Source organism: Vibrio kyushuensis, assembly GCF_050337325.1.
Classification (GTDB): Bacteria; Pseudomonadota; Gammaproteobacteria; order Enterobacterales; family Vibrionaceae; genus Vibrio; species Vibrio kyushuensis.
The window spans coordinates 196,776-209,242 of the sequence record NZ_JAKJSV010000004.1 but is presented as its reverse complement, the minus strand read 5'-3'; the positions used below and the strand labels follow the sequence as shown (position 1 = coordinate 209,242).

At 41.1% G+C, this 12,467-nt stretch carries 9 protein-coding genes; 4 read left to right on the top strand and 5 right to left on the bottom strand.

The window, feature by feature from the left end; genetic code table 11:
- Position 1: 1 nt before the first annotated feature.
- The 5 genes from L4D20_RS10100 to L4D20_RS10080 form a co-directional block, all read right to left on the bottom strand.
- On the bottom strand, positions 2-859 hold the full coding sequence (locus L4D20_RS10100; RefSeq protein ID WP_428801447.1) for a carbohydrate ABC transporter permease: 858 nt from the start codon (positions 857-859) through the stop codon (positions 2-4).
- Positions 856-1,779: a carbohydrate ABC transporter permease gene (locus L4D20_RS10095; RefSeq protein ID WP_428801446.1), complete on the bottom strand. Its 924-nt coding sequence runs from the start codon at positions 1,777-1,779 to the stop codon at positions 856-858. Before L4D20_RS10095 ends, L4D20_RS10100 begins: the two co-directional genes overlap by 4 nt.
- Before the next feature lie 166 nt (positions 1,780-1,945).
- Positions 1,946-3,193, bottom strand: a complete 1,248-nt coding sequence (locus L4D20_RS10090; protein WP_428801445.1) for an ABC transporter substrate-binding protein — start codon at positions 3,191-3,193, stop codon at positions 1,946-1,948.
- A gap of 174 nt (positions 3,194-3,367) precedes the next feature.
- A complete protein-coding gene (locus L4D20_RS10085) occupies positions 3,368-4,813 on the bottom strand; it encodes an ATP-binding protein (protein ID WP_428801444.1) in 1,446 nt (481 codons plus the stop codon).
- A gap of 97 nt (positions 4,814-4,910) precedes the next feature.
- Positions 4,911-5,636 (bottom strand): response regulator, encoded by a 726-nt coding sequence (locus L4D20_RS10080; protein ID WP_428801443.1) that lies wholly within the window; start codon positions 5,634-5,636, stop codon positions 4,911-4,913.
- 306 nt (positions 5,637-5,942) lie between these two features.
- Between L4D20_RS10080 and L4D20_RS10075 the strand changes: the two genes are divergently transcribed.
- From L4D20_RS10075 to L4D20_RS10060, 4 genes are all read left to right on the top strand, one after another.
- Entirely contained in the window at positions 5,943-6,875 is a 933-nt protein-coding gene (locus L4D20_RS10075; RefSeq protein ID WP_428801442.1) for an ABC transporter substrate-binding protein, read from the top strand.
- Between the two features lie 3 nt (positions 6,876-6,878).
- Positions 6,879-10,073 carry a response regulator gene (locus L4D20_RS10070; protein ID WP_428801441.1) on the top strand — a complete coding sequence of 1,065 codons (3,195 nt, stop codon included), beginning with the start codon at positions 6,879-6,881 and terminating at the stop codon, positions 10,071-10,073.
- A 515-nt stretch (positions 10,074-10,588) separates the two neighbouring features.
- Positions 10,589-11,680 carry a plasmid segregation protein ParM domain-containing protein gene (parM, locus tag L4D20_RS10065; RefSeq protein WP_428801440.1) on the top strand — a complete coding sequence of 364 codons (1,092 nt, stop codon included), beginning with the start codon at positions 10,589-10,591 and terminating at the stop codon, positions 11,678-11,680.
- The gene (locus L4D20_RS10060; RefSeq protein WP_428801439.1) at positions 11,673-12,410 is read left to right on the top strand and encodes a hypothetical protein; all 738 of its coding nucleotides are present in this window, start codon (positions 11,673-11,675) and stop codon (positions 12,408-12,410) included. The genes parM and L4D20_RS10060 overlap by 8 nt, the downstream gene beginning before the upstream one ends.
- The last annotated feature ends 57 nt before the right edge of the window (positions 12,411-12,467 follow it).

Here is a 12,467-nt window from a genome sequence, read left to right as displayed (position 1 = left end):
ATTATCCTTTTACCGATCCTGCCGTTAGGCCGCGAACAAAGTATTTTCCTGCTAAGACATAAACCACTAAGGTTGGAAGAGCCGCAATAATGGCCGCTGCCATATCAACGTTGTACTCTTTAATACCTGTACTGGTGTTAACCAAATTATTTAATGCAACGGTAATGGGTTGAGTTTCTGAGCCGGAATAAACCACCCCAAATAAGAAATCGTTCCAAATTGCCGTAAACTGCCAGATCACCGTCACCATGATTATTGGCGTAGAAAGAGGTAATAAAATTTTAAAGAAAATGGTAAAGAAACCTGCGCCATCCAGTTTTGCCGCTTTGACTAATTCATCCGGTATACCTAAATAAAAGTTACGGAAAAATAGGGTTGTGAAAGCCATGCCATAAACCACATGAACGAAAACTAGCCCTGTATTGGTATTGGCTAAGCCCAACTTACCAAGTACTGCCGCCATTGGCAGTAACACCACTTGAAAGGGAATAAAGCACCCAAACAGTAACAGGCTAAAAAACAGATTTGATCCTCTGAACTGCCATTTGGTCACAACGTAACCGTTAAAAGCGCCCAGCAATGTTGAAATGGCAACGGCTGGAATAACCATTTGGAAAGAGTTCCAAAAATACCCTTTCACACCTTCACACTTCACCCCAGTACAAGCGCTGTCCCACGCTTTATACCATGCGTCAAATACCCACTCCTTTGGTAAACTCATCAAGTTACCTGCTTTAATATCAGGCAAGGTTTTAAATGATGTAATCACCATGACAAACAGTGGCATTAGGTAAACCAAACAGAAGAAAATCAGTGTCGAATAGATAAACAATCGACCCATATTTAGCTGACTACTCATGATTTTTTCTCCCTAAGTTCGGAGTAGAGATAAGGCACTAAAATCGCAAGTATTCCCGCAAGCATCATCATTGCACTTGCAGCACCTAACCCAATTTGACCACGTGTAAATGAGTGTGCGTACATAAACAGAGCAGGTAAATCAGAAGAGTAACCCGGACCACCAGCTGTCATCGCGGTAACCAAGTCAAAGCTCTTTATCGCAATGTGTGAAGTAATGATAATTGCACTGAAAAATACCGGACGAAGGCAAGGAAGAACAATCTTTAAGTAGATCGCTGGTAGCCCAGCGCCATCAATCTGTGCGGCTTTAATAATAGATGAATCGATGCCACGTAAACCCGCTAAAAACATAGCCATTACAAACCCAGACGATTGCCAAACCGCAGCAATAACTAAGGTGTAGACAGACATTTCCGAATTCACGAGCCAATCAAATTGAAATCCGGTGAATCCCCAATCGTGCATCATTTTTTCGATACCTAGACCTGGGTTCAGAATCCATTTCCACGCCGTACCTGTAACGATGAACGACAGTGCCATCGGATAAAGGTAGATAGTACGAATTGCACCTTCGTTACGAATATTCTGATCCAAAAATATGGCTAGACCGACACCAAGTAAGATCGCAACCAACATAAACAGGCCGCCGAAGAGGCCTAAGTTAGTAATGGATGTAATCCAACGGTCGTTCTCTAATAGCTTTTCATATTGTGTCCAACCAACAAAGTTGAAGCTGGGTAAGAATCGAGAATTAGTGAAAGAGAGAGTTGCGGTCCAAAAAATGTAGCCATATATGCACACCACGGTCATGAGCATAGTTGGGGCAAGTACAATCTTTGGTAGCCAGTTTTGTAGCCTATCGGCAAAGCTTTGCTTTACTGCTGGCTTTTTCTTTGACTGAGTCAAAACATGCTCCATAACGTTTCCTTGTTATATAACCGACCAAAGCGAGTTGAGCTCAAATAGGGACAAATAATGCCAACTGAACTTGCTTTGGTGAAAGTATGAATAGGTCACTACAACCTATCCATACTTGGGGGTCTTTACCTATACCTAGTCATCACTGAGGTAAGGAAGATAAACGTTAGATCGCTGCTTTCACTGCTTTAGCCAGTTTGCCAGCTGCTTCTTTAGGATCTGCTTTCGGGTCATTGAAGAAGTTAGTAACAACATCGTAGATTGCACCCTGTGCATAACTCGTCGTCGATAGACCATGCGCCATACTAGGCACTAGGTCGCCTGTATCTGCACTTGCTTTAAATGTAGACATTGAATCTAATGCACATTGGTCAAACTTAGACATATCCATATCTAAACGAACAGGAATCGAGCCTTTATTTAGGTTGAATACTTCTTGGAAGTCTTTGGTTAGAATCGTTTTCGCTAAGTCTTGTTGCGCTTTTTGATTCGCGCTATCACCTAGCTCAAAAAATGCGAAGCTATCGATATTGAAGGTAAACTGACCGCTTGTACCTGGTGCTGGTGCACAGATGTAATCTTTACCCGGCACTTTACCTGCCGCTGTAAACTCACCTTTCGCCCAATCACCCATGATTTGCATCGCCGCTTCACCATTGATAACCATTGAGGTCGCTACGTTCCAATCACGGCCCGGCGAGTTTGAATCGATGTAGTCACGGATTTTCTGGAACTTAGTGAACACTTGAGTCATTTTATCACCAGACAGAACATCCATATCTAGCTCAACAAATGCCTTGTTGTAATCTTCGCTACCCAGTACTTCCAAAGCGACCGCTTCAAATACTGTGGCGTCTTGCCAAGGCTGACCACCATGCGCAAGAGGAATATAACCCGCTGCTTTAATTTTCTCAGCGGCAGCAAAGAACTCATCTAAAGTTGTTGGAACTGATACGCCTGATTTTTCTAAAACTTCAGGGTTTGCCCATAGCCAGTTAACACGGTGAACATTCACAGGAACAGCTACGTATTCCCCATCCCACTTCATCACATTGGTGACAACAGATGGAAGAATCGAATCCCACTGCTCTTTTTGAGCTGTTTTTTCCAAAGTCGTTAAGAAGCCTAAACCACCCCACTCCTGAATATCATGACCTTTAATTTGTGCTGCCGATGGTGGGTTTCCCGATACTGCACGTGTTTTTAATACAGTCATGGCACTTTCACCGCCGCCACCAGCAACCGCAAAATCTTTCCAGTTATGGCCTTGCTCTTCAAGCATCTCTTTTAGAACAGCAGCCGATTTTGCTTCTCCGCCCGCAGTCCACCAGTGAAGTACTTCAACTTCACCAGCATGAGTAAATGAGGCAGCAGATAAAAGCGATAAGGTAAGTAGGGTTTTATTAATTTTCATTATTATCTTCCATGTATTGGATTAGACGACGCTCCATGAAGAGCGTTACTTAGCTAAACACCTTGCTTAACTAAACAAACCATCGAGCGTTCATGCTCGAACACCATTGAGTCTATCCAAGTATTTCCATAGTTCTGAAACAAACCGTAACCGCAATGTAACAACTACGTTACATTAAGCTTCAAGGCCTCGCGGTATATAGATTTGAGCCTTTAATCCGCGATTTTCAGTATTGTTAATAATGAGATCTCCACCATGCCCATGCAGTATATTTCGACATATTCCTAACCCAAGACCATGCCCTTCTGAATCTGTTGCTATACGAAAATAGGGTTCAAATACCGCTTCAAGTTTCGATTTGGGTATGCCTTGTCCATGATCTGTTACGGTGATTTTAATCCACTCTTGGGTCTGAGTAGTGACAACCTCAGCCCGCTCACCATACTTTACTGCATTATCAATAATATTAGTTATAACCCTCTTGATCGCTAATGGCTTAGCCACTATTGGTACAAGTTCAATTGGGTAAAACTTAACCTTCTCTTCATATTGATTATGCGACTCAATGACAGACTGAATGACTTCTGCGATATCAATTTGAGCGTTATTTTCATGAAGGTCTGTATCTCGAACACACTGTAATGCACCTTTTACCATGATCTCTAATTCATCCAAGTCTTTATTAAACTTACCTCTTTTTACATCACTCTCTAATAGCTCTGCTCGTAAACGTAACCGAGTAATTGGTGTTTTCAAGTCGTGTGAAATCGAAGAAAATAGATGCTCTCGATCTGAAACATAATGCCGAATTCGACTCTGCATGCGGTTAAAAGCACGTGTTGCCGTCACTAATTCACTCGCGCCCTCTTCTCTAAGTGGCGGTTGGTCGATATCCATGCTCATCTCATTCGCAGCTTTCGCGAGGCGCTTTAAAGGTTTCACCTGTCTCTTCACTAACAGATAAGTCAACAAAAGTAACAGCATGGTCGACAGCACTAAGAAAATGACCTGTTCTCGACCTAAAATAGTGTCATCTAAGGTGACATATGGGGCAGGAAGAAGTGCTGCGATATAAAGCCATTCGTTAGTGGCTAACTCTATCTGAACAACCAAAATCGGTGGGGCAATATTGCCTAACGTTAAGGTATGGTGTGCCCACGACTTAGGAAGATCACTCAAGTAAATATCATTTTTCAAAAGCCTTAAATGCTCGGGCTTAGAAAAATCAACCGAGACCGATGACACCTTATTAAGCTTCTGCTCTAGCACTTCAGTAACCGCATTGACGGAGGTAACTTTCAATCGAGTATCAGGAATTGGCTCAACCAACAGTTTCTCTTTGTTGAACGAAACAAAAAAACGTGTCCCGCCCATATTTCGAATTTGATCAAGGACGATGTGCCGATAATTGACAGGAAGAGACTGGAAAAAGGTCACCGTCGAAGCAAACATAGTAGCCATGCTCGAAGAGGCGGAATGTATCCCCTCTATTTCTTTTTGTTTCGACTCCACATACCAAATTGACGTAGCAATCCCTTGCGCAATAACCACTGCAAGTAGAGTCAGCAATAACGTTCGCGCCACCAAAGAGTTTGGTTTTAAACGTAGCTCTAAGCCCATAATTCACTCTCGTTTTGTTTAGTATTTACTTTGGTGGGATGTTATTACTCGATCTTATGAGTCGTTAGCATTCATGAATAATTGGCTCTCATGACTGTTAGTTCTCATAAGTAACAGGCACGGCCAATATGTACCCATTACCACGCATGGTTTTTATGTAATGTGGAAACTTTGCACTGTCACCTAATCGATTTCTCAAGCGGCTTAATTGAACATCGATTCCCCTCTCAAAAGGCAGTGATTCCCTTCCTTTCGTAGCAATTGAAATCGTATCTCGGTCCAAAACTTCATTAGGTCTACTGAGAAAGAGCATCAATAATGAAAAGTCACTGCCCGATAAGTCGTGAGATTGATTGGTTTCACCGTTTTCAATGCGGTGAGCCAAGGTATCCAATACCCAATCACCAAACACTATCGCTTTAGACACCCCTTCTTGAACAGGTTCGTTAATGTGAACTCTTCTGAGAACCGCCTTAATTCGAGCAATCAACTGCCTTGGATTAAACGGCTTGGCTATGTAGTCATCTGCGCCGATTTCTAATCCAATAATTTGATCTGTTTCATCAGATACCGCTGTCAGCATAATAATCGGAACCGTCGAGATTTTACGTAGCTGTTGGCACAAACTAAAACCATCATCTCCCGGCAGCATGACATCCAATAAAATCAAATCAGGGAAGTCCTTTTGATCGATATAGGTATGTAAGCTTTCACCATCTTCAACCGTGGAAACACTAAATCCTGACTTATTCAGATACTCATCAAGTAATTCTCGAATCTCCAAATCATCGTCAACCACTAGAATATGTGTTTTGGCCTTCATCTTTGTTACCTAAATTCAACAAATATCTTACATAGTGTATAGATTAGACAAGATGTCACTTATTGATATTTTTATAAAATTTGATTGCGTCACAGACCCCGATCACATCTCGTTAAACCTACACTAGCCTCCAAGCTACTGTTAAATAGGTGAACAGAGTGGCAACTCAAATGAATGAGTCTACACTCTATTAATACTAAGAAATAATAAGGCTAGGCCATGTTTTTCAATCGAAAAATGGATTTTTTGCGCTCTTCTCTGTGCCACAAGTTTATAACCCTGAAATTTGCCCTTTTAGCTCTCATCATGAGCACTATTTCTCTCTCAGTAAATGCCGACTCACCTCGCTATAAAATCGGCATGGCGCTTTGGACAGGCTATCCTGAAAATGTACAAGGATTTAAAGATGGGCTTGCTGAAAAAGGCATAGACATAGATAACCAAGTCGAATTCGTAGAAGGGGTTATTTCTAGTGATAAAGCAATTCAAAAACGAGCTGCCGAAAAGATCAAAGAGAGCAACGTTGATCTGGTTTATTCACTCACAACGCCTGGTACAGTTATCATCAAAGAAACTCTTCCTGAAAGTACACCTATCGTATTTTCCATTGTTACCTACCCTGCTGATTCAGGATTAATTGAATCGTTTGAATATTCAGCCAACAACTTGGTTGGGACCAGTAACTACGTTCCGCTTCAACATTATGTGGCGTTAATTTCAGAACTCGCACCCAATACCAAATCCGTCGCTATTTTTCATAGAAAAGGTGAACCGAATTCTAATATCCAAACCACTAACCTTATTCGCCTACTCAAGCGAAAAAACATCATGGCTCTGAATATTGAAGCGGTAGACATCAACGACCTCACAGAGCAAGCTAATCAGGTTGCCGGCCAAGTTGACCTTTTTATAACCACGACAGATACCCTACTGCAAAATGGTGGAGAAACAGCACTCATCAAAATTTCACTGGAGAACAAAGTGCCTATTCTCAGTTCAAACAAAGCAGGCATTCTTAGTGGTTCGACTTTTGGCCCTGTAGCCGACCTCTATGTTTTAGGCAAAATGTCCGGGCATAAAGCCGCTGAAATACTACTCAATGGAACAAGACCAAGTCACATCGAATCGGATCTACAAGAACAACCAACGTTTTTAATCAATAGCCAGAGCGCTTCATTATTAGGGCTAGAAATAGATAAAAACAGTTCCGATAAATACCAGTGGTATGAAAACGAGTAACACATGAATTTAATACAAAAGCTCACAATCATTGTTGTTGGCCTGACACTTTGTGTCATGCTGGGGATGGGCTTTACCGCATTTTCAATATCTCAAAATGCAATGGAAAAGAATACATTTAACCAGTTAAATGGAACATTAGAACTCGTCACCAATGTCATTGAAAAGAATAATAAGAACTTACAATCTATCGTAGAAATCACAGCACGTAATAGAAACATTAAAAAAGCGCTCGATTTAGGGATCAACCGAGGCGTTGCTCAAACTCTAAATGATACGGCTAAATCCTATAGCAACATCAACTACCTGTTAGTCGTCGATTATGATGGCTACGTGTTTTCATCTTCTACTTCAACAAGCGCCAAAGAAAAATTTTTTGGCGAAGACTTACTGCTTGAAAATGTCGAACAACATGAAGTTTTTCAAAGCTTGCTGAAAGATCGTTCGTATATAAGTTTGCCTGGCCCTGATCCATTTCTTGGCTCACTTCAACAACAAGATACATCACAATCAACTAAGCCCACTCCGAAAATATCTCAATGGGTCGCTAGCCCAATTAGACAGCATAATGTCTTAGTCGGCTGGGTTATCATCTCCACTAACTGGAACAGCAGCTATCGCGACTTACTCAATAACTCAATCGAGCGGCTTCAAAGTGCTTACTACCCTATTCTCTCTATCTCACTAACAAGTGGAACAATTAACACCCATACGTTAATCGTGGGAGAAGAGGTTGAAGAGGTTGACATATTTGAAGCAGAAAAGATTCTCACACTGGATGACAGCCCCTACATTCTGAGTATTTCATTTGATAGAAAAGAAGCCTTAAGGGAGATGACAACAATACGTGACGGAATGAGTTATATACTGGTGATAGGTGCTTGTTTCCTAGCATTGACCATGTTTGCCTCTATTCGTTATCTCGTCATCCACCCGATTACCCGTTTGATCTCTCACATAGAAAAGCTAACTCGGGAAGGACTAGGTTACAAAATACCAAATTCAGGTAGTGCGGAAATATCCCTAATTGCAAAATCAATCAATGACTTAGCTCAGCAACTTGATAATACCACCACATCAATGTCCCGCCTTGATGAAGAGATAGCCGAAAAAGAAAAAATAATGGCAAAGGAAGTGGAAACGAGTACTCGATTAACGTCGATACTCGATACTGCTGCTGACGGCATTATTACCATCGATCGACAAGGAAAAATGCTTACATTCAATCAATCGGCTAAAGCCATGTTTGGCTACGAAGAGAGCGACGTGTTAAACCATCCCGTTAATATGCTGATGGATGATGATCATGCTATGAAGCATCAAAGCTATATGAATCACTACATGCATACGGGTGAATCTAAAATTATTGACTATAAAAATAAAAAAGGAATGTCAGGAAGAGAGCTCATTGCAAAAAGAAAAAACGGTGACCTTTTTCCAATAACCTTATCTGTCGCAAGAGTTGAGACTGAGAAAGGCACTATTTTCTCAGGTATTATTAAAGATATCACCGAGTTTAAACGATCAGAAATCGCGTTAATCAAAGCAAAAAATGAAGCTGAACAAGCTGCAAAACTCAAGAGTGAATTCCTAGCTGTGATGAGTCACGAGATCCGAACACCAATGAATGGAGTTATCGGAATGCTGGATTTATTACTTGATAACGATCTCAGTACAACGCAACACCATCAAGCCTATTTGGCTCACACAAGCGCTGTTTCTCTTCTTCACCTCATCAACGATATTCTAGACTTTTCCAAAATCGAAGCAGACAAACTTGAACTCGACGAACACCATTTTGACTTACGACGCCTATTGGGTGATTTTTGCGAATCAATGGCCGCTAACGCAAATAAACCCCGTATTGAAATTATTTTAAACACCATTGAAGTCAATGAAAGTTTAGTCATGGGCGACAGTACAAGAGTTAGGCAGGTATTTGCTAACCTGCTCGGCAACGCCATCAAATTTACAGAAGAAGGAGAGATTGTTGTTGAGGCAAAATTGGTTGAAGAGTCTGACTCAACATGGCGTCTATATGGTTCAATCTCGGATACTGGTATCGGTATTCCTCAAGATCAAATTTCCAGTCTATTTGATAAGTTTAGTCAAGTAGACGCCTCGACGACTCGAAAATACGGCGGCACTGGGCTTGGATTAGCGATTGTGAGCAAATTATGTACTCTGATGGAGGGCAACGTGTGCGCCCACAGTGAAATAGGTAAAGGGAGCAGATTTGATTTTAACCTTGTTATCGGTAAATCTTCACGCTCAGCTCAAGTGCTACCAAAAGCGGATATAAGCCAGCTATCAATATTAGTCGTGGACGACAACGCCATCAACCGTGAAGTGTTGAAAAAGCAGCTTCAACATTGGGGAGCACATGTTTTAGAAGCAGATGGTTACGATCAAGCACTCGATCGATGCCATGGAGCGAAGCGTTCAAGCAGGAATATGTTTGATATCGCATTTCTTGATATGCAAATGCCGGGTAAAGATGGACTCGAGCTTTGTCAGGCTTTAAAAGCACATCCCGATTATCAATCCATCAAGTTGATCATGATGACCTCAATGGATGCTGTTGCCGACCAAAATGAATATAGAGAACGCGGTTTTACCGGCTACTTTACTAAACCCGCGACCACTTCAGATCTGTTCAACGCACTCAATGTCATCGCGACCGATAACTTCGATCGAAATCATGCGCTAGTTACACACAACTACCTCTCTAGTTTAGAGACCGCAGAAGAAGAGAGCCTACCGATTAACCCAAATCTTCAAATACTTATTGTTGAAGACAACCGAGTCAATCAAATCGTCATCAAAGGAATACTTCATCAATTTAACCTCGAAGCGACTATCGCTGAACACGGAAAAGAAGCGATAGAGATTTTATTAGAACGCCCTGATATTGATCTAGTTCTAATGGATTGTCAGATGCCAGAAATGGATGGATACGAGGCAACAAAACACATTCGAGATGGTGACGCTGGTGAGAATCATAAAGATATAGCCATACTTGCGATGACAGCAAATGCCATGGTCAGTGATAAGCAAAAATGTTTAGCGGCTGGCATGGATGATTTTCTAACGAAACCGGTTAATAAGTTACTCGTTAAACAGAAAATATACGAATGGACTAAGCAGCGCGAACAAGCTCAAACGTCGCAAATGGCATCTATGAGATCTGAAAACTAAAGGGAAATACGTTTATTAATTAGGTTTAGAGAGAAGATACCTATAATGACAATGCATTCATAATAGGCTTCTCCTTATCTGATTTCTAGACGGTGTTATCTTGCTAACCAATAGCAAAAAGAATAGTGAGTACTGAAAAAAGTGAAAATAAGCAAGTGCGGCTAACGACGCCGAAATTTGAAGGTTGAATCATTTCTTGATGTTGTTCCATATACGCTCCGAGTTTCTGTGACAGTGTCATTACAATATGATGAATTTCCGAAACTTTCTCAACCACATTAAGATTAACTTTTTATTACAGTGCCTAAATTAGTTCTACTATTTATAATCTTCCTCTCATTTATTCCGCAGGCCGTTACGACCACCCATCTCCGTAACTTAAAAATTAAATTGAAAACTTGCATGTTATGTCGTTCTTCTTCAAATGCTGCTTGATAGATTTGCCATTGCCTTAAGATTTTTATCTACTCCTTTAAAGCTGAAAAATCCTTATTGAAAATAGAAGTAGGAACCTCATGACCCCTTTAAAGTTTGCTGTTGATGACGGCTCAACCAATGTAAAAATTAGCTGGATTGAAAATGGTGAAATTCGCACAGTTATCTCACCAAACTCGTTCCGTAAAAGTTGGAAAAGTGCGGCATTAAGAAAAGACAAAAAAGTATTCAATTACACGATAAATGCCACCAAATACACTTACGACATGACGTCTGACAAAGCACTAGAAACTACCCATGTCGACTATCAATATGACGATTTGAACCTTCTTTCTGTTCATCATGCGCTACTTCAAACTGGCATCAAACCCGGCCCTGTAAAACTGGTTGTCACCCTACCTATCACAGAATATTACGACGCTGAAGATTGCCAAAAAAATGAAGATAAGATTGCTCGTAAACGTGACAACCTTATGCGTGAAATTGAGCTCAATAAGGGCGAGCTTTTTGATATTGTCGATGTCGAAGTGATGCCAGAAAGTCTACCTGCTGTTCTATCCACTTTGTTGATGCAATCTGTCAGTCAGTTTAACCGCTCACTGGTTATCGATATTGGCGGAACTACACTTGATATGGGAGTGATTGTCGGTGAATTTGATGATGTGTCGGCCATTTATGGTAACAATGAAATCGGTGTATCAATGGTCACCGATGTTGCTCGTAAATACCTTGCCGCGGCTGACAGTGATTCAAGCTATCTGGTAGCCAATGAGCTAATCAAACAAAGAGATAATCTTGATTTTGTGCGTGAAGTCGTCAACGATGAAAGCCAAATATCTCTTATCATTAGCAAAATTGAAACCAAAATTGAAGAGCTTGGTAAACAGGTGGCTCATGAAGCGAAGAAGTTCTCTAAGAACCCTAATCGGGTTTATCTTGTAGGTGGTGGCGCAAGCTTAATCTACCCTGCAATCAAAGATGCGTATGGCACCTTGGGTGATAAAGTCATCTTAGTCGATAACCCACAAGAAGCACTTGCGCGCGAGCTTTGCCTTTACCATGCAGATGGAGAAGCCGTTTCACTATCAACTAACGAACTGTCAACAAACGAACTAACAGAGCAAGAATTCTCAGCTCATGACGTGCCAGTTAAAGAGGTCGTTAATGTCTGATCGACTAAAGCGAATAAGCTATTCAATACACCTCGACCCGCTAAATAACCCCGCAGATCTGTACGCAAGTAAGGTTCTCCATCAGCTTGCGGATAAACAGAAAAAGCTATGTTCTGATTCAATTGAAGATAGTGGACTCGCCCTACATGAAGCTAAAAACGTTCATAAAAACATATATTTAAGTGGCTTGTTTTTACATTTGCTCAACCCTGAGTTGTCTCAACATTTAAGTGCTCAACTGACAGAGCAGCAAATCACAGGGTTTACTTTGGAAAAAACGTTACAAGGTCTCGGGTATAATCTTTCAAATCAAGATCTAGAAAGTCATGACGCATTAAATGCGGAGCGATTTGAAACTTTAGCGACGACGATCTGTAATCGCGTAGCGAAAGAAGCAGCCTTAACCCGTGAGCACGTCGCCTCCATCCCTGAATCATCTACAAAGGGCAATGTAGATAACATCAGCAATATTGATTCAGACATTATTATGGCGACTAAAGGCCAAAATGATCATTTGATTGATATGGTTAACGCGCAGGCAAAAGAGTTAACTGAGCTAAAAAAAATGGCATCAGACCAACATCAACTGATTAGTTCATTAACCAAATCGATAAGCTCAGGTCAGACTCAAAACCTTAAAAAGACAGTAGAAGAAGAGAGCTTTCCCGTGATTGATCTCAATGAACGATTGGCGCATGTTCAGAGAGTCAAAAAGAAGGGATTATTTTAAGCCTACAGATTCTCTTATTTTTGATAACAAGAAAGGCGATAGCCTAAGCTATCGCCT